General features: G+C 67.2%; 13 protein-coding genes and 1 tRNA gene. 11 read left to right on the top strand and 3 right to left on the bottom strand.

Features of this window, described 5'->3' with window-relative positions; translation table 11 throughout:
* Positions 1 to 7 precede the first annotated feature (7 nt).
* The 7 genes from QQW98_RS12965 to trxA are packed head-to-tail and all read left to right on the top strand — an operon-like array spanning position 8 to position 11,283.
* Complete coding sequence (locus tag QQW98_RS12965; RefSeq protein ID WP_290135348.1) at positions 8 to 2,332, top strand: sensor histidine kinase; 2,325 nt, start codon at positions 8 to 10, stop codon at positions 2,330 to 2,332.
* Positions 2,329 to 2,766, top strand: coding sequence for a tRNA (adenosine(37)-N6)-threonylcarbamoyltransferase complex ATPase subunit type 1 TsaE (gene tsaE / locus QQW98_RS12960; RefSeq protein WP_290135347.1), 438 nt, complete (start codon positions 2,329 to 2,331; stop codon positions 2,764 to 2,766). Before QQW98_RS12965 ends, tsaE begins: the two co-directional genes overlap by 4 nt.
* Complete coding sequence (locus QQW98_RS12955) at positions 2,763 to 3,737, top strand: aminoglycoside phosphotransferase family protein (RefSeq protein ID WP_290135346.1); 975 nt, start codon at positions 2,763 to 2,765, stop codon at positions 3,735 to 3,737. The genes tsaE and QQW98_RS12955 overlap by 4 nt, the downstream gene beginning before the upstream one ends.
* The gene (locus QQW98_RS12950; protein ID WP_290135345.1) at positions 3,734 to 4,450 is read left to right on the top strand and encodes a nucleotidyltransferase family protein; all 717 of its coding nucleotides are present in this window, start codon (positions 3,734 to 3,736) and stop codon (positions 4,448 to 4,450) included. The genes QQW98_RS12955 and QQW98_RS12950 overlap by 4 nt, the downstream gene beginning before the upstream one ends.
* Positions 4,451 to 7,441, top strand: coding sequence for a double-strand break repair protein AddB (addB, locus tag QQW98_RS12945; protein WP_290135344.1), 2,991 nt, complete (start codon positions 4,451 to 4,453; stop codon positions 7,439 to 7,441).
* Positions 7,438 to 10,905: a double-strand break repair helicase AddA gene (gene addA / locus QQW98_RS12940; protein WP_290135343.1), complete on the top strand. Its 3,468-nt coding sequence runs from the start codon at positions 7,438 to 7,440 to the stop codon at positions 10,903 to 10,905. Before addB ends, addA begins: the two co-directional genes overlap by 4 nt.
* Positions 10,906 to 10,962: 57 nt before the next feature.
* The gene (trxA, locus tag QQW98_RS12935) at positions 10,963 to 11,283 is read left to right on the top strand and encodes a thioredoxin (RefSeq protein WP_290135342.1); all 321 of its coding nucleotides are present in this window, start codon (positions 10,963 to 10,965) and stop codon (positions 11,281 to 11,283) included.
* 186 nt (positions 11,284 to 11,469) lie between these two features.
* On the opposite strand, the gene QQW98_RS12930 is transcribed toward trxA, so the two are convergent.
* Positions 11,470 to 12,237 (bottom strand): inositol monophosphatase family protein, encoded by a 768-nt coding sequence (locus QQW98_RS12930; RefSeq protein ID WP_404800894.1) that lies wholly within the window; start codon positions 12,235 to 12,237, stop codon positions 11,470 to 11,472.
* A 29-nt stretch (positions 12,238 to 12,266) separates the two neighbouring features.
* Positions 12,267 to 13,490, bottom strand: a complete 1,224-nt coding sequence (gene argJ, locus QQW98_RS12925) for a bifunctional glutamate N-acetyltransferase/amino-acid acetyltransferase ArgJ (RefSeq protein ID WP_404800815.1) — start codon at positions 13,488 to 13,490, stop codon at positions 12,267 to 12,269.
* 48 nt (positions 13,491 to 13,538) lie between these two features.
* Between argJ and QQW98_RS12920 the strand changes: the two genes are divergently transcribed.
* From QQW98_RS12920 to QQW98_RS12905, 4 genes are all read left to right on the top strand, one after another.
* Positions 13,539 to 14,210 carry a TonB family protein gene (locus QQW98_RS12920; RefSeq protein WP_290135339.1) on the top strand — a complete coding sequence of 224 codons (672 nt, stop codon included), beginning with the start codon at positions 13,539 to 13,541 and terminating at the stop codon, positions 14,208 to 14,210.
* Between the two features lie 52 nt (positions 14,211 to 14,262).
* Positions 14,263 to 14,526: a hypothetical protein gene (locus QQW98_RS12915; protein WP_290135338.1), complete on the top strand. Its 264-nt coding sequence runs from the start codon at positions 14,263 to 14,265 to the stop codon at positions 14,524 to 14,526.
* 96 nt (positions 14,527 to 14,622) lie between these two features.
* Complete coding sequence (secA, locus tag QQW98_RS12910) at positions 14,623 to 17,370, top strand: preprotein translocase subunit SecA (protein WP_290135337.1); 2,748 nt, start codon at positions 14,623 to 14,625, stop codon at positions 17,368 to 17,370.
* 39 nt (positions 17,371 to 17,409) lie between these two features.
* Positions 17,410 to 18,147: a sulfite exporter TauE/SafE family protein gene (locus tag QQW98_RS12905; protein ID WP_290135336.1), complete on the top strand. Its 738-nt coding sequence runs from the start codon at positions 17,410 to 17,412 to the stop codon at positions 18,145 to 18,147.
* Between the two features lie 7 nt (positions 18,148 to 18,154).
* Here the strand turns inward: QQW98_RS12905 and QQW98_RS12900 are convergent.
* Positions 18,155 to 18,229, bottom strand: a tRNA-Asn gene (locus QQW98_RS12900).
* Positions 18,230 to 18,288: the final 59 nt, after the last annotated feature.

Raw genomic sequence — 18,288 nt, 5'->3', positions numbered from 1 at the left:
CATTGGCATGGAATTGTCCGACACCGCGCTGACCCTGATCGGCTTGCTGCTTGCCGTTTGGACGCTCGGCGCGGCGTGGCTAATGATCGCCGCCGGCACCAAGGCGCAGAAGGCCGAGGCTTCGCGCAAGCATGCTGCGCGGCTGTCGCGAATGGTCGACGATGCGCCCGCCGTGCCGATGTTGGTGCGCGCGGACGGACGGATCGAGGCGCCGGACCGGCTCGCCAAATGGCTCGGGCTGGAATCGATGCCGTCGTTCCTCTCCGAACTGGCTGGCGAGGATCGCGGGCTGCCCAAGGCCACGCTGGAGCGGCTGTCCGAAAACGTGAAGGCCGCGCAGAAATCGGCCGCACCTTTTCGCATGGTGGCAAGCCCGGTCGGCTCGCAGCGCAGCCTCGCCTTGCACGGCCACCTTGCCGATGCGCAGATCTCGCCGGGCGGCGCGGCGCTGGTTTGGTTCTTCGATTTTTCCGAAAGCGAAGAGGAATTGAGCCGCCTGCGCGACGAGACGGCGCGTGCGCGGGAAGACTTTGCCGCGCTGGTCGGCCTCATCGAGGCGGCGCCCCTGCCGATGTGGTTCCGTGCGCGGGACGGACGCCTGCGCCTGGTCAACAGCGCCTATGTCGAGGCGGTCGACGGTAAGAGCGCCGAGAACGTCATCGAGCGCCAGGTCGAGCTGGTCGAACCGGTCGACGGGCGCAGCGCGGCGGATGTCGCGCTTTCCGCCACGGACGGTGCCATCAGCCGCGAAGTATCGGCGACCATCGCCGGCCAGCGCCGCTCGCTGCGCGTCAGCGACCTGCCGCTGGGCGGGGAAGGGATTGCCGGATACGCCGTCGATATCGAGGAGGTGGAGGAGCAGGTCCGCGCCTTCCGCGCTTTCCGCGAGGCGCAGCGCGCCATGCTCGACCAGCTGTCCGTCGGCGTTGCCCAGTTCGACGGCAAGCGCAGCCTGATCTTCGCCAACCAGCCGTTCCGCCGCATCTTCGGCCTGCCGCAAGGCGCGGTGAAGGACGGGCTCGAATTCGACCGCTGGCTCGATCATGCGCGCGATAGCGGCCGGCTGCCGGAAGCCCGCGACTTTCCCGCCTGGCGTGACGAGCACCGCGCGTGGTTCACCAGCGGGTCGGGCAGCGACGAGGCGTGGTCGCTTGCCGACGGCACCCACCTGCGTATCCTGTCCCAGCCCATGCCCGATGGCGGCCTGACGCTGGTGGCCGAGGACCGGACCGAGCAGCTCGCCCTGTCGGCTACGCGCGACACGTTGCTGCGTACCCGCACGGCCATTTTCGACAGCCTGTTCGAATCGCTCGCAGTTTTCGCCCCCGACGGGAAGCTCCAGCTGTGGAACCGCAGCTTCGCCAGCTTCTGGGGACTCGAGGACGATGTGCTGGACAGCCATCCGCGTTCGGAAGAATTGCTCGATGTCATCGGCAACAGCCTGGCCATGCCTGCCCATGCCAAGCGCGTGGGCGAAGCCATTCGCGCCGCCACGCTCGACCGGCGTGAGCGGGGCGGGCGGGTGGAGCTGAAGGACGGGCGGATCCTCGAATTCGCCGGCGTGCCCCTGCCGGACGGCAACGGCCTGCTCACCGCGCTCGACGTCACCGACAGCCAGCGCGCGGCGGAAGCCCTGCAGGCCCGCGCAAGCTCGCTGGAAGAGGCGGATGCGCTGAAGACGCGGTTCCTTGCCAACATGAGCTACGAATTCCGCACGCCGCTCACGTCCATCGGCGGTTTCGCCGAGTTGCTGGAAGCGGGTGTGGCGGGGGACCTTTCGGCCCAGGGCAAGGAATATGTCGCCGCCATCCTCGCTTCTGTCGAGCGCCTGTCCGAACAGATCGAAACCGTGCTCGACCTGTCGCAGAGCGAGGCGGGTTTGCTGCCGCTCGAACGCAAGAAGCTGGAACTGTTCACCTTCGTGACCGCCATCGTGCGGGAGCGGGAGGAGGCCATCGGGAAGGGCGGCCTGTCGCTCGACCTGCGCGGTGCGAAGAGCCTCGGCACGATCGAGGGCGATGCCAAGCGCCTCGGCCGCGCAATCGGCCACCTGCTCGACAATGCGATCGAGGCGACGCCCGAAGGCGGCAAGATCCTCGTCGATGTCGGTCGGGTAAAGGGCGCGGCACGGATCGTCATTTCCGACAACGGCAAGGGCATGAGCGCGGCCGCCCTGGCCCGTGCGCTGGAAGGTCAGGCGGCGGCCCCGGTCGCGAAACGTGACGGGCTCGGCCTGCCGTTGGCGAAGCAACTGGTCGAAGCGCACGGCGGCACGCTGGACGTCATGTCGCAGGAAGGCCTCGGCACGACGGCGACGGTCCTGCTGCCGTGACGCGCGATTTGCCGGACCTCGCCGCCATGAAGGGCTTCGGCGCCGAGATTGCGGTGAGGCTGCAACCCGGCGACGTGGTGGCGCTATCCGGCGGGCTGGGTGCGGGCAAGACGACGCTCGCCCGCAGCATCATCGCCGCCCTGGGGCATGACGGCGAGGTACCTTCGCCGACCTTCACGATCATCGAAACCTACGACGCGCTCGATCCGCCTTTGGTCCACGCCGACTTCTACCGACTCGAAACGCCGGCGGAGGCCGAAGAGATCGGTTTGGATGATTACCGAGATGGCGCCGTGCTGATAGCCGAATGGCCGGACAAGGCGGGCGGTTTCGATCACGAGGCAGGCTGCCTGGCCATCGACATCGAAATCGTGGGCGAGGGGCGGAAGGCGATTGCCCGCGGCGGGGCGGACTGGCTAGAGCGCATGCCATGAGCTTGCCGGACGGGGTCGCCCCTTTCATCGAACGGGCCGGGTGGTCGGACGCTGCGGTCGAACCGCTGCCGGGCGATGCCTCGTTCCGCCGCTATTTCCGACTGCGCCGTGCCGGTGGCGAAACCGCGATGCTGATGCACGCGCCGCCGCCGCACGAGGATCCGAAGCCTTTCCTCCACGTCAGCGATTATCTCGCCCGCCATGGCCTGCGCGCTCCGGAAACGCTGGCTGCCGATCCCGACGACGGACTGGTCCTGCTGGAAGATTTCGGCGACGAACGCCTCGCCGATCGCCTTGCGGGAGACGACAGCGAGGAAGGGGCGCTTTACGCGGGCGCAATCGATGCGCTGGTCGCGCTGCACCGCCAACCGCCGGGCGATTTCGCGCCCTATGATCTCGCCACCTACATGCGCGAGGTCGAACTCTTCACCGAATGGTACTGCCCGCTGGCAGGCCTGGAGGTCGACGGCGCCGCCTATACCGATGCATGGATCCGCGTCTTGTCGGACTTGCCCGACCGGCAATCGCCCGGGGTCACAGTGCTGCGCGATTACCATGCCGAGAACATCATGCTGACATCTGCTGGCGAGCAGGGCCTGATCGACTTCCAAGACGCGCTCGTCGGGCATCCGGCCTACGATCTTGTATCCCTGCTGCAGGATGCGCGGCGGGACGTGGATCCCGGTCTCGAATCCGTCATGCTGGACCGGTACCGCGCAGCGATGCAGCCGGACGATCGCTTCCTTGCCGATTACGCCCTCCTCGGCGCGCAGCGGAACGCCAAGATCGTCGGCATTTTCGCGCGCCTGGCAGAGCGTGACGGGAAGCCGAAATACCTCTCGCTCATCCCGCGCGTCTGGGACCTGCTGGAGCGTGATCTGAAGCACCCCATCCTGGCGCCGGTGGCAGACTGGTTCGCAGCCAACATCCCCGCCGGGGTCCGGCAGGCTGGCGGGAGCATCGCGGCGTGAGCACGCTCGCCAGCGACACCGCGATGGTGATGGCGGCGGGCATGGGCAAGCGGATGCGCCCGCTTACCGCTACGCAACCCAAGCCGCTGGTGCGCGTGGCCGGCAAGGCGCTGATCGATCACACGCTGGACCGGCTTGCCGAAGCCGGCGTGGGCAAGGCGGTGGTCAACGTCCATTACCTGGCCGACGCGCTGGAGGCGCATCTGCGGGAACGTGCGTCGCCCAAGATCACGATTTCGGACGAACGCGACGCCCTGCTGGAAACCGGCGGGGGGATGATCCGGGCGCAGGCGCAACTGCCCGATCCGTTCTTCTGCCTGAATTCCGATAACATCTGGCTCGATGGGCCGCGCAGCGCGTTTCACGACCTGTCCGAACGGTGGGACGCGGACGAGATGGACGCGCTGCTCCTCGTGGTCCCGCATTCGAGTGCGGCGAATTTCAGCGGCAAGGGTGACTTCCACCTCGATGCTCGGGGTCGCATCACGCGTCGCCGCCCGGGCCGGATCGCGCCGTTTATCTACACCGGCATCCAGATCGTCAGCCACCGCCTGCTGCGCGATGCGCCCGACGGCAAATTCAGCACCAATGTGCTGTGGAGCCGCGCGCTGGAGGAAGGGCGACTGTATGGCCTGCCGTTTACCGGCAAGTGGTTCGAAGTCGGCACGCCGCAGGCCATCGGTCCGACCGAAGACGCGCTGAAGCGGCTGTAGGTGGCGAAGGGCGCACCATCCGTCTATTCGATCGCCGCACATCGCGGGTTTGCCGACGCGCTCGCGGCCGGTCTGTTGCCGCGCTACCGCGATGACGAACTGGGCCTTGCCCGCCTCACGCTGATCCTGCCCTCGAGCCGCGCAATCCGCGCGGTGACGGAGGCGTTCGTGCGGATATCGGGCGGCGGGCTGTTGCTGCCGCGGATGGTCGCGGCGGGCGATCTCGACCTTGACGAAGCGCTCGGCCCGCTGCTCGATCCCCTCGGTGACGGCGCTGGCATTCCCCCGGCCGTGGACCCGACATTCCGCTGGCTGAAGCTGGCGGAACTGATCCGCGAGGAGGAAGGTGCCGCTGCCCCGCAAGGCGCGGCGCTGCTCCGCCTGGCACGCCAGTATGCGCAAGTGATCGACCGGCTGCTAGTCGAGGATATCGGCCCCGAAGAACTGCTGCAGGATCGCGTGATCGAGATCGTGGGCGACCTTGCCGACCACTGGAAGGCGAGTACGCGGCGCTTCGCCCGCATCCATGTGAAATGGCTGGACGTGCTACTGGCGCGCGGCGAGGTCGATGCCGCCGGACGGCGCAACCGCCTGTTCGAACATGCAGCCGAACGCTGGAAGGCGCAGCCGCCCGTGCATGCGGTGGTGGCAGCAGGCGTAACCAGTGCCGCGCCGGCGCTCGCCCGGCTGCTGCGCACGATTGCCGACCTGCCGGACGGGGCGGTCGTGCTCCCCGACCTGGACCTGTCGATGGAGCGCGATGTCTGGAGCGAGCTTGGCCGGGCAGGGGTGGGCGATGGTCCGACCGACCCGCCGTTCGCGCCCGGCGATGCGGTGACGCACCCGCAATACCACCTCAAGCTGCTGCTCAACCGCATGGGGATCGCGCGCGAGGAGGTCCACCCCTGGCATCGTGCTGGCATGGGCAAGGGGCCGCCGGCGCGAAGCCATGCGATTTCCGCGCTGTTCCTGCCCCCGCAGGCGAGCAAGGGCTGGGCGATCCTGCCTGCCGACAAGCGCCGCCTGTCCGGCGTATCGATCATGCAGGCCGCGACGCCGGAAGAGGAGGCTCAGGCGGTCGCGCTGCTCGTCCGGCGGGCACTGGCGGAGCCGGAGAAGCGGGTTGCGGTGGTCACGCCCGACCGCGGCCTTGCACGGCGGATCGTCGCGCACCTCGGTCGGTGGAACATTGCTGCGGACGATTCCGCCGGTCGTCCCCTGTCGCAGACGGCAGCGGGGCGCGTGGTCCTGCAACTGGCCGAGGTGATCGCGCAGGATGCAGCGCCCGTGGCCCTGATGGCCTTGCTCGGCCACCCGCTCGTTAGCGCCGGGGACGCCCGCAATCGCTGGCTGCGCAACGTGCGACTGCTTGAGGCGGAGATGCGCGGCCCGCGCACGGTGGCGGGTCTGGCAGGCTATGCCGACGCTGCGGCGAAGATCGGCAGCGCGCGGCCCGAATTCGCCGAGTGGTGGCAATTTGTGTCCGACCTGATCGCGCCGGCTCTCGAAGCGCCCGACGACTTGCCGCTCGCCGACCGGCTCGACCAAATCGCGCAGCTGGCCGAGGCGCTGTGCGGGGAGGGCGTTTGGGCGCGGGAGGATGGACGCGCGCTGTCGGCCTTTATCGAGGACCTGCGGTTGCAGGCGCGCGACGTCGGCACGGTGCTGGCGCCCGACGATCTCGTCGCCGTGCTGCGCGATGCGATGGAGGACGTGTCCGTCCGCCCGCCCTATGGCGGCCATCCGCGCGTGAGCATCTATGGCTTGCTCGAATCGCGTATGAACCGGGCCGACCTGGTGATCTGTGCCGGGCTGAACGAAGGGACCTGGCCCGCTGCGCCTTCGCCCGACCCGGTGTTGCCGCCGCCGGTGCTGCGCGCTCTCGGCGTGCCCGGCGCCGATTTCCGCATCGGCCTGTCTGCGCATGACCTTGCCGCCGCGATGGGCGCGCCCGAGGTGGTGCTGAGCCGCGCGGCACGCGACCTGTCGGGCCCGGCGATCCCGTCGCGCTTCCTCTTGCGCGCACAGGCGCTGCTGGGCGACGGGTTGCTGCCGGACTACACCGATACGCACACCGTCGCGCTGGCCCGCGCGTTGGACGATGCGGAGCCTGCGCCGCCCTATCCCCAGCCAAGGCCGATGCCCGACGCGGAGCAGCGCAAGGTCCGCATCAGCGCGACCGCGCTCGACCGGTTGCGGTCGGACCCGTACCAATTCTACGCCCAGCAAATACTCCGCCTGCGCAAGCTCGATGCGCTCGACGCGGAGCCGACCGCGCAATGGCAGGGTACGCTCGCCCACGCGATTCTCGAACGCTGGCACAATGAAGAGGGCACGCTGGACGAGCTCGCCGCGCAGGAGCTGGAGGCGATGGGCGCGCATCCGCTCGTGCGCACGCTGTGGCGGCCGCGCCTGCTGGCAGCGCTGGAATGGGTCAGGCAGACACTCGAAGCCGATGACGAGCGCGAGGTGGTCGCCGTGGAAGCCAGGGGCGACTGGACCCGGCGCGGCATCACGATCCATGGCCGCGTCGACCGGATCGACCGCATGGCGGACGGATCGCTCGCCATCGTCGATTACAAGACCGGCAAGCCGCCCAGCGGCAGCGAGGTGGCCAACGGCTACGCGCTGCAACTCGGCACGCTCGGCCTGATCGCGCGGGAAAGCGAATTCCGGACCGAGGGTAGTTCCGTGAGAGGCATCGCCGAGACCTTCGAATACTGGTCTCTGGGAAGGAACGAGAAGAGCGAAACCGGCTTCGGCTATATCGAGACGCCGATCCTCACCGGACGCAAGCGGAGCGGCGTTTTGCCGGAAGAGTTCCTGCCGACGACGCTCGCCTATCTGGACCAGGCGATCGACGCCTGGATCCTCGGCTCGGAACCGTTCACGGCCAAGCTTAACCCCGACCAGCCCGGCTACACCGATTATGACCAGCTGATGCGCCTGTCCGAATGGATGGGCCGTTCGGCCGGTGAGGCTGGCGCATGAGCGCGGTCTACCCCCTCCACGGCGCGCAGCAGCTCGCCGTCTTGCCGGAAGAGACGGTGTGGCTTTCCGCCAGCGCCGGGACCGGCAAGACGCAGGTCCTGTCCGCCCGCGTGCTGCGCCTGCTGCTGCGCGACCGGGTCGAGCCATCGCAGATCCTGTGCCTGACTTTCACCAAGGCGGGCGCTGCCGAGATGGCGACGCGCGTGAACGAGGTGCTGGCGCGCTGGGTGCGCTTGCCCGACGACAAGCTGGCGGCGGAGCTTGCCCATATCGGCGCGCCGGTCGACCCCGACACGCGGGAACGCGCGCGGACCCTGTTCGCCAGCGTGCTCGACACCCCCGGCGGCGGGCTCCGCATCGATACGATCCACGCCTTTGCCCAGTGGCTGCTGGCGGCGTTTCCCGAAGAGGCGGGCTTGCTCGTCGGCTCTAAGGCGATGGAGGACCGCGACCGCGAACTGCTCGCCCGCGATGTGCTGTCGCAGCTTGCCGACAGCGGCGATGCGGAAGCGCTGGCGACGCTGGAGGCGCTCAGCCTGCGGATGGGGCCCGATGGCGTGCGCAGCTGGATGCAGCGCTGCGCCGATCACCGCGCGGCGTGGGAGGCGCCGCAGTGGGCGGAGCCGCAGCCGCTGCGTGGGCCGGTGCTCGGGCTGCTCGGCCTGCCGGCGGATGCCACCGCCGCCGATCTGGAAGCGCTGTGCCGCGCGCCGGAATTCGACGAGGATGCGCTGCAGGCTTGCGCGGCTGCGAATGCCTCGTGGGGGACGAAAACCGGCCTCGCATCGGCCGATGCCATCGCTGCCTTTCAGGCGACGGACAATCGCGTCGATGCTCTCGAAGACCTTCTCAAGGCGCTGTTCACGCAGGCGGGCGATCCGCGCTCGCTGAAATCGCTCGAAAAGCACGAGCCTGCCTATGCCGAGCATGCCGAGCGCCTGCTGGCATCCATCGAGCGCGTTGCCGATCGCAGGCGGGCGCTCGACCTTGCCGAATGGCTCGCCCCGGCGCTCGAGCTGGGTCGGCGCTACAACGCGCTGTGGGAAGAGGCGAAATCGCGCGAGGGCTTCGTCGATTTCGACGACCAGATCAGGCTTGCCGCGCGGCTGCTCGTCCGCAGCGACGTCTCGGCGTGGATCCGCTACAAGCTCGACCGGCAGTTCGATCACATCCTGGTGGACGAGGCGCAGGACACCAACGCCGCCCAGTGGACTATCATCGACGCGCTGACGGAGGAATTCTTCGCCGGCGAGGGGCAGCATGCCGACAAGGTGCGCACGCTGTTCGTGGTCGGCGACTACAAGCAGGCGATCTTCGGCTTCCAGGGCACGAGCCCCGAAAACTTCCGCGCCGCGCGCGAGCGGGTGGCGGCGCGCATGGCGGGCGTTGCGGAAAACCGCGCTGCCTTGCGGGAACGCGGGCAGGCGCGCGAATTGCAGGAGCTCGGCCTCGACCGGTCCTTCCGCACGGCGCAGCCCATGCTCGACTTCGTGGATTCCGCCATCGCCGCCATCGGCCCCGAAGAATTTGGCCTGCCGGAAGGCCGCATCAGCCATGACGGGCAGGACCGCCCCGGCATCGTCGCCTTGTGGCCGCCCACCGGCCTGCCCGATGGCGAGGAGGATGAAGGCGAGGGGGACGAGGATGCCTGGCTCTCCCGTCCCGACCGCGACCTTGCAGACCGGATCGCGCGGCAGGTGCGGGCGTGGATGGACCAAGGCTTCCCGCTGGTGAAGGGCATCGCCCGCCGCGCCGGACCCGGCGACGTCATGGTGCTGGTCCGCAAGCGCAAGGAGCTGGCCTCGCTCATCGTGGCCCGGCTTTATGCGGCAGGCGTGCCTGTTGCGGGGGTGGACCGGCTGCGCTTGGGCGCGCCCTTGGCGGTGCAGGACCTGATGGCCGCAATCCACTTTGCCGTGCAGCCCGACGATGACCTCAGCCTTGCAAACCTGCTGGTCTCGCCCTTGGTTGGTTGGACGCAGGAAGAGCTGCTGGAGCACGCATACCGCCCGGCGAAAACCGGCCTGTGGAGCCATTTGCGCGACAGGGACGCGCCGCTGGTTCAGCGCACCGCCCTGCAGCTCGGCCAGCTGCTCGAACGCGCGGATTACGAACCGCCGGAAACACTGCTGCACTGGATGCTGTCCGGCCCGTGGCAAGGCCGCCGCAAGCTGGTCGCCCGCCTGGGGCGCGAAGCGAACGACCCGATCGACGAGCTGGTCAACGCGGCCTACGCCTATTCCGCCAGCCATGTCGTGAGCCTTCAGGGCTTCGTGCGCTGGTTCGATGCAGGCGATGGCGAGATCAAGCGCGAACAGGGCGAAAGCTCCGGCGAAGTGCGGGTGATGACCGTGCACGGCTCCAAGGGGCTGCAGGCACCGATCGTCATCCTGGCCGACGCGGCGGACAATCCGCGCAACTCGCGCAGCGGAGCGATCGCGTTACAGGCGGGGCTGCCAGACGGGGTGGCGGACGATGTGATGCACCGGCCCGAAATTCCCGTCCCGGCGGTTCGCAGCGACGAGCGACCCACCGCGCTCGCCACGGCGCTGGAGCGGCAGCAGGCGGCCGACATGCAGGAACACTGGCGCCTGCTCTATGTCGCGATGACGCGGGCCGAAGAGGCGCTGTTCATCGCCGGATCGTTGGGCGCGCGCGAGGACGAACCCGCGGCGGACAGCTGGTATGCGCGGCTCGAACCGCTGTTTCCTTCCGAGGTGCAGGTATCGGCGATCTGGGGCGATGTCCGGCAGGTCGGGGAGCTCGGCGCGCTTCCGCCTGCCGCAGGGGGCGCCACCGTGGCCGGGCGCCCATTGCTTCCGTCGTGGGCGACCATGCCCATCGGCCCTGAACCGCGCCCGCCGCGCCCGCTCGCCCCTTCGAATGCCGGCGCCGACGAAGCGCCCGACCCGCCGCTGCCGCCCGATGCGCTGCGCGACGCGGCACGGCGCGGGGTCCTGATCCACCGCTTGCTGGAACGTTTGCCCGACGTTGCGCCGGAAAATCGGCGCGAAGCCGGGGCGAAATGGCTGACGCGGCACGCGGCCGAACTGGATGCATCTACGCGCGCGGAAATGCTGGACCAGGGGTTGGCCGTGCTCGATTCTCCGGATTTCCCCGCCCTGTTCTCTCCGCAAGCGCTGGCCGAAATCCCGCTCACCGCGGTGGTCGACGGGCAGGTCATCGCGGGCACTGCCGACCGTCTGCTGGTGACCGCCGATACGGTGACGGTGGTCGACTACAAGACCACGCGCCGCCCGCCTGTGGACATCGGCGGCGTCCCGGCAGCGACGATCCGCCAGATGGGCGCCTATGCCGCCGCGTTGGGGGTGATCTATCCCGGCCGGCGGATCGAGGCGGCAGTGCTATACACCCACGCGCCCCGCCTGATCGCCATACCGGAAGCGATGCTTGCCGCCGCCAAACCAGCCTTGCCGGTGGATGAGGAAAGCTTTCGCGGCTGAACGGTTGCACCCGTGACGCCTTTGCCCAAGTAAGGGGCAACACAAGAGGAGATTCCCATGGCCACCGTTGCCGTAACCGATGAAAATTTCGAAACCGAGGTGCTGGGCGCCGACAAGCCCGTGCTGGTGGATTTCTGGGCCGAATGGTGCGGCCCATGCAAGATGATCGGCCCGGCGCTGGAAGAAATCAGCGACGAATTGTCCGACCAGGTGACTATCGCCAAGATGGACATCATGGAAAATCCGGAAGTGCCCGGCAAGTTCGGCGTCCAGTCGATCCCGCTGATGCTGCTGTTCAAGAACGGCGAGGTCGTCGCCAAGAAGCTTGGCGCAGCTCCGAAGAGCCAGCTCAAGGGATGGCTCGAAGGCGAGCTTTGACCCGATGATTGCTTGACGAAGTTGACACCGCGTCAACTTCGCTAGAGCAGGAAAAAGATCCTGAATTCAGGGCTTTATGGTTAGATGAATGAAGCGCCGACAGGATGGGGCGGCCCCCCGCCTGTCGGGGCTCTATCCCGGCATCGTTCGACCTTTCACGCCCGGACCGATGTAGGAAAGACCTGTCTACGGAAGCTTCGCGTAAAGCTCCGCCAACCCGTCCCACAAGGCAGGGCTGGCGGCGCCGATCATGCCGGTCCGGTCCGGCTCGTCCACCTTGTAGGGTGAGCCATCGGGCCGCGCAATCCTGCCGCCCGCTTCGTTGACCCACAACGCGCCAGCCGCGTGGTCCCACGCGAGCGTCCGCTCGAAGAACGAAACGTCGTTTTCGCCCAGCGCGAGGCGGGGGTATTGCTCGGCGGCGCAGCGCGGCGTTTCGACCACGCGGTAGTGCGGCGCGACATGCGCTTCCACCGCTTCGCGCCGCGCCTGGTCGAGGAAGATGACCGAGATGGCGGCCACCGGCGGCGTTTCGCCGGTCGACTGCGCCGAAATCCATTCTTCCCCGATGAAGGCCCCTTCGCCGCGGCGTGCGTGGCAGAAGCGCCCCGACAGCGGGTCGTAGATCCACCCGGCAACAGCTTCGCCCGCATCGGCCAGCGCGATCATGATGCCGAACGGTGCCTTGCCGTGCGCGAAATTATGCGTGCCGTCGATCGGGTCGACGATCCAGCACGGGCCGGACAATTTCTCCATCAACGAGGGGTCGGCATGCACCGCTTCCTCGCCCACGACCGGCACGCCCGGCTGCAACTTGCCGAGCGCTTCGGTCAGGAATTCCTCGGTCTCGCGGTCGGCCACGGTGACGAGATCGTCGGCGGCTTTCTCGACGATGTCCTCGTCCGACAGGTTGCGAAAGCGCGGCAGGATCGCCCGCTCCGCCGCGAATCGCATCAGCGACAGGATTTCTTCCTCGAGCGCGTTCACGTGCGATAATCCGCGTTGATCTCGATGTATCCATGCGTGAGGTCGCAGGTCCACACGGTCGCGCGCCCGTCACCCAGGCCAATGTCGACGTCGATGCGGATATCCTGCTCCTTCAGGTGGACCGCCACCGGCGCCTCGTCGTAATCTGCCAGCGGCAGGCCGTCGCGCGCGGCCCAGGTGCCGCCGAAGCCGATCGACAGCTTGTCCCGATCTGCAGGCTCTCCCGCCTTGCCGACTGCCATGACGACGCGGCCCCAGTTGGCATCCTCGCCCGCGATGGCGGTCTTCACCAGCGGCGAATTGGCGATGGCGAGGCCGATGCGGCGCGCGCTTTCATCCGACACCGCGCCGCCGACCGCGATCTCGATGAACTTCGTCGCCCCTTCGCCGTCGCGCACCACCAGTTGGGCGAGCTGACGGCAGACGTCGTGCAGCGCCGCGGCAAAGGCGTCCGCCCCGGCATCGTCGAAGCCGGCGAGGGGCGCGTTACCCGCCCTGCCGGTCGCGAAGGCCAGCACCGTGTCGCTTGTGGAGGTGTCGCTGTCCACCGTGATCGAGGAGAAGGTCGGCCCGTTCGCGGCGCCGAGCATGTCCTGCAGGAAGACGGGCTCCACCGCCGCATCGGTGAAGATGTAGCCGAGCATGGTCGCCATGTCGGGGGCGATCATGCCGCTACCCTTGATCACGCCGACAAGGTGGACCTTCGTCTCGCCGATCATCGCCGAGGCGTGCGCGCCCTTGGTATAGGTGTCGGTGGTACCGATGGCCCGCGCGACATCCTCCCAGCCGCAAGGTTCGGCGCGAAGCACGGCCGCCACGCCTTCGCGCGCCTTGTCCTTGGGCAGCGGTACGCCGATCACGCCGGTGGAAGATACGAACACTTCGGAAGCTTCGCAGCCGATGCCGCCGGCGACCTGCGCCGCGATCTGCTCCACCGCCTCGCGCCCGCGATAACCGGTGAAGGCATTGGCATTGCCGGCGTTGACCACCAGCGCCCGCGCGCGGCCCGATTTCACCTGCTCGCGGCCCATCTCGACTTCGGTCGAACAACACACGTTCTGCGTGAACAGCCCTGCGACCGCAGTCCCTTCCGCCAGTTCGACGAAGGTGAGGTCGGCCCGGTCCCAATCCTTGTAGCCGGCACGGACCGTGCGCAGCGTGACGCCGTCGATTGCGTGCAGGTCGGGGAAGGGCACGGCGAGAGGGGATATGCTGGACAAGCGGACGGCCTCGGCTAGGATTTGCCGCACAACGGGAAGGGTCATGCGATGAAATACGGGATTGCGATCTATCTGAGCGCCGCGCTCGGCTCAATGGGGCTTGGCGGCGCTGCTGCGGCACAGGAAGGTCAAGTGTTGACCACTCCATCCCAGAAGGACACATCTCGCATTCCGCCTTCGCCCCGCCCCACGTTCGGGGACACCAGCGGGGCATACCTGGTGACGACCGGAATCGTGGACGCCGACTACCCGGTGGAAGCCTGGCGAAGAGGCGAAGAAGGGTCGGTTGCTTTTGCGCTCTCGTATGATTCCAGCGGCAGGGTCACTGGATGCGAGATACGTCAGTCCAGTGGCAGCGCCAGCCTAGATGCGGCGACATGCCCGCTGCTCTACAAGCGGGCTGTCATCCGTTTCGATGGCGGTTGGGATGGACAGGCAGGAACCCTCGAAAAGACTCATGTGTGGCGAAGGCGCGAACCTGACATCGAGGTTTTTGACCTGGTCGTGGCGGTTACTATCGGGCGGGATGGTACGGCAACGGACTGCGAGATCATCGCGGCATCGGGGCAGTTGCCGCGCGGCATGAGCGACAACTTCGCCCGAGGCGACTGCCTTCCGAGCGGGCAGTCAGCCCCATATCGCGATGCGAATGGGGAACCGGAAGAACGGCGTCTGAAACTGAGCTTCTCGGTGGAGGAACTGCCGCTGGATGCACCGTGACGGGCATTCGCTTGCTGGACTTTTCCCGCTTGATAGCTATGTGCGCAGGCACATGTTGCGTCAGCTTCTCACCATGCTCGCGGTCCTGTCGGGCCTCGCTGCGGCACCTGCCGCGGCGGAGGTGCGCGCGGCGGAAGTGCAGGCGCAGGTTGCGGATGCTGCGGACATCGTCGTCACGGCGGAACGCGCAGCCGTCGTCGCGCAGCGGCTGGTGCACGCGCCAGCGCTGGATGCGGCAGACGAAAACGCAGCTCCGAAGCGGGCGTTCTCAGCCCCCTCGGCAGTGCGCATCAAGGTCGATCGCGCCCGCGAATAGCGCGGTTGCGCGCCCCTCCACCAAATCCGATTTCCGGCCGGCGCTGCGGTTCAGCCCGCGCGGCCAACCCACATATTCATATCCAAGGAACCGCCCATGCTCGGCGCAATCACCAAGTCCATTTTCGGGTCGGCGAACGACCGCTACGTCAAATCGCTCGACAAGATCGTCCGCCAGATCGAGGCGCTGGAGCCGCAGATCCAGGACCTGACCGACGCGGAGCTGGCCGGCCAGACCGACAAGTTCCGCGAGCAGCTGGCGAACGGCGCCACGCTCGACGATATCCTGCCCGAAGCCTTCGCCACCGTGCGCGAGGCTTCGGTCCGCGTGCTTGGCATGCGGCACTTCAACGTGCAGATGGTCGGCGGCATCGTGCTCCACCGCGGCGAAATCGCCGAAATGCGCACGGGTGAGGGCAAGACGCTGGTCGCCACACTCGCCACCTATCTGAATGCGATCGAGGGCAAGGGCGTCCACGTCGTTACCGTCAACGATTACCTCGCCCGCCGCGACGCGGAATGGATGGGCCGGCTGCACAAGTTCCTCGGCCTGACGGTCGGCGTGATCGTGCCTAACCTGCCCGAACACCAGCGGCGCGAGGCGTATCACTCCGACATCACCTACGGCACGAACAACGAGTTCGGCTTCGATTACCTGCGCGACAACATGAAGCATTCGCGCGATCAGATGGTGCAGCGCCCCTTCAACTACGCCATCGTCGACGAGGTGGACTCCATCCTGATCGACGAGGCGCGTACCCCGCTGATCATCTCCGGCCCGACTGAGGACAAGTCCGAGCTTTACGTCGCTCTCGATGCCATCGTAAAGGACATCCCCGAAGACTGGTACGAGAAGGACGAGAAGACCAAGAACATCCAGCTGACCGAAGACGGAGTCGAGGAAGTCGAGAAGATCCTCGTCGAGAAGGGGCTGCTGGAAAGCGACAACCTCTACGACGTGGAGAACACGCAGGTCGTCCACCACCTCGACCAGGCGCTACGCGCGAACGTGATGTTCAAGCGCGACACGGACTACATCGTGAAAGACGACAAGGTCGTCATCATCGACGAGTTTACCGGCCGCATGATGGACGGCCGACGCTGGTCCAATGGCCTCCACCAGGCGGTCGAGGCCAAGGAAGGCGTCAAGATCGAGCCCGAAAACCAGACCATGGCCTCGATCACCTTCCAGAACTATTTCCGCATGTATCCCAAGCTGTCGGGCATGACCGGTACGGCCGCGACCGAGGCCGGCGAGTTCTACGAAATCTACAAGATGAACGTGGTCGAGATCCCGACCAACCTGCCGGTGCAGCGCGTGGACGAGGAAGACGAGTTCTACAAGAACACGACCGACAAGTTCCAGGCCATCGCCAAGTCGATCGCCGAAAAGAGCGCGAAGGGGCAGCCGATCCTGGTCGGAACCGTGTCGATCGAGAAATCGGAACTGCTGTCCGAATTCCTGAAGAAGGAGGGCGTGAAGCACAACGTCCTCAACGCCCGCTTCCACGAGATGGAAGCCCATATCGTGGCGCAGGCTGGCCAGCCGGGAGCGGTGACCATCGCCACCAACATGGCCGGCCGCGGCACCGACATTCAGCTGGGCGGCAATGCAGAATTCCGCATCGAGGACGAGCTTTCCTCCATGGAGGAAGGTCCGGAGCGCGACGCCGCGATCGAGAAGATCAAGGCGGAAGTCGCTGCCGACCGTGAAAAGGTACTGGCCGCAGGCGGGCTCTACGTGCTCGGCACCGAGCGCCACGAAAGCCGCCGCATCGACAACCAGTTGCGCGGCCGCTCGGGCCGGCAGGGCGACCCCGGCCTGTCGAAATTCTATCTCTGCCTCGAAGACGACCTCCTGCGCATCTTCGGCCCGGACACGCTGTTCGCCAAGATGATGAACTCCAACCTCGAAGACGGCGAGGCGATCGGTTCCAAGTGGCTCTCCAAGGCCATCGAGACCGCGCAGAAGAAGGTCGAGGCGCGCAATTACGAGGTCCGCAAGCAGGTCGTCGAATACGACAACGTGATGAACGACCAGCGCAAGGTCATCTACGAACAGCGCGCCGACATCATGGACAGCGAGACGGTGGACGACGTGGTCGAGAACATGCGCCACGATGCCATCAACGCCCTCGTCAGCCAGCATTGCCCGCCGGGATCCTATCCCGAACAATGGGATATCGAAGGGCTGAAGGCGCATATCACCGACGTGACCGGCCTGACGCCGCCGATCGACGAATGGCTGCAGGAAGATGCCGTCGAAGCCGAAATTTTCGAAGAGCGGCTGATGGACAGCACCGACAAGATCATGGCCGCCAAGACCGCCGAGATCGACGAGAAGACCTTCCGCAACCTCGAAAAGCGGGTGCTGCTCGAGCGGCTCGACTTCCACTGGAAGGAGCATCTGGCAACGCTCGACGCGCTGCGGCAGGTGGTGTTCCTGCGCGCCTATGCGCAGCGCAAACCGCTCGACGAATACAAGAAGGAAGCCTTCGGCCTGTTCGAAACCATGCTCGACACGCTGCGCGAGGACGTGACGCGGATCCTGCTGACCGCGGAATTGCGCCGGGCCGCGCCGCCGCCGCCGGTCGACCTGCCGGACCTGCCGGACTTCCTGACCGGGCATATCGATCCGCTGAGCGGGCTCGACGATTCGAACGATGGCGACGGATCGGAAGCACGCACCGCCATGTTCGGATCGCTCGCCGGCAGCCCCCGCGCCGATGCGGGGCCGGGCACGCCGAACGAGGATCCCTATGCGGACCAGAACCTCAGCCGCAATGCACTGTGCCCCTGCGGCAGCGGGAACAAGTACAAGCATTGCCACGGTGCGCGCGGCTGATCCGCTCGCCAGGATAGCGACGAAGCGCTAGGCGGGGCCATGCCCGTCCTCGCCGCCGCGTTCTTTGTCACCGCGATCCTGTATGCCTCCGTGGGGTTCGGGGGCGGATCTACCTATAGCGCGCTGCTCGCTCTGGCGGGCGCGGATTACCTGCTGCTGCCGGTGGTGGCGCTGCTGTGCAACCTCGTGGTCGTCGCGGGCAGCACGGTGCGCTTCGCCCGTGCCGGGGTCACGCCTTGGCGCGGTGCGCTGGGGCTGGTTTCCCTCGGCGCGCCGGCAGCGCTCCTCGGCGGGCTGACCCCGATCGGCGAACAGGCTTTCTTCACCGTGCTCGGGGCAAGCCTGGTCCTTGCCGGTCTCGCACTGTTCTTGCCGACTGCCGGACGCGATGACGAGCCCGCCCGCGCGGCCCGCTTCGCCTGGCTGGCCGCAGCGCCGCTCGGCTACCTCGCCGGGCTTGTGGGGATCGGCGGCGGCATCTTCCTCGCCCCGTTGCTCCACCTGGTGCGCTGGCGGGAGGCGCGCGCCATCGCGGCAACCGCGAGCCTGTTCATCCTCGTGAATTCGCTCTTCGGCCTGGCCGGGCAGCTGCTGAAGTCGGGCAGCGGATTGCTGGGCGCTGCCGCAGAGTTCGGCCTGCTGCTCATCATCGCGGTGGTGATCGGCGGCCAGATCGGCAGCTTGCTCGCCGTCAGGTTCATGCCGAAGCGCGTGATCCGCATGGCAACGGCCGCTCTGACGATCCTCGTCGGCGGGCGGCTCTTGCTGGCGATCTAGGTAGAAGTGGCTCCCCGAGTTGGATTCGAACCAACGACCAAGTGATTAACAGTCACCTACTCTACCGCTGAGCTATCGGGGAGCAGCCCTTGCGAGCGAGACGCGCCTATATGCGGACGGATTTCGCTTGGCAAGGCCCAG

Origin of the sequence: Alteriqipengyuania flavescens, assembly GCF_030406725.1 — a bacterium.
Classification (GTDB): Bacteria; Pseudomonadota; Alphaproteobacteria; order Sphingomonadales; family Sphingomonadaceae; genus Alteriqipengyuania_B; species Alteriqipengyuania_B flavescens.
The sequence above is the reverse complement of the archived record's forward strand: the minus strand, read 5'-3'. Positions and strand labels throughout refer to the sequence as shown.

Bases quoted from the DNA above. Each gene is read 5' to 3' on its own strand.
- QQW98_RS12930 (WP_404800894.1), bottom strand. From the start codon at position 12,237: ATGCGATTCGCGGCGGAGCGGGCGATCCTGCCGCGCTTTCGCAACCTG.
- trxA (WP_290135342.1), top strand. From the start codon at position 10,963: ATGGCCACCGTTGCCGTAACCGATGAAAATTTCGAAACCGAGGTGCTG.
- QQW98_RS12905 (WP_290135336.1), top strand. From the start codon at position 17,410: ATGCCCGTCCTCGCCGCCGCGTTCTTTGTCACCGCGATCCTGTATGCC.
- QQW98_RS12955 (WP_290135346.1), top strand. From the start codon at position 2,763: ATGAGCTTGCCGGACGGGGTCGCCCCTTTCATCGAACGGGCCGGGTGG.
- QQW98_RS12965 (WP_290135348.1), top strand. From the start codon at position 8: ATGGAATTGTCCGACACCGCGCTGACCCTGATCGGCTTGCTGCTTGCC.
- QQW98_RS12915 (WP_290135338.1), top strand. From the start codon at position 14,263: ATGTTGCGTCAGCTTCTCACCATGCTCGCGGTCCTGTCGGGCCTCGCT.
- secA (WP_290135337.1), top strand. From the start codon at position 14,623: ATGCTCGGCGCAATCACCAAGTCCATTTTCGGGTCGGCGAACGACCGC.
- QQW98_RS12920 (WP_290135339.1), top strand. From the start codon at position 13,539: ATGAAATACGGGATTGCGATCTATCTGAGCGCCGCGCTCGGCTCAATG.
- addA (WP_290135343.1), top strand. From the start codon at position 7,438: ATGAGCGCGGTCTACCCCCTCCACGGCGCGCAGCAGCTCGCCGTCTTG.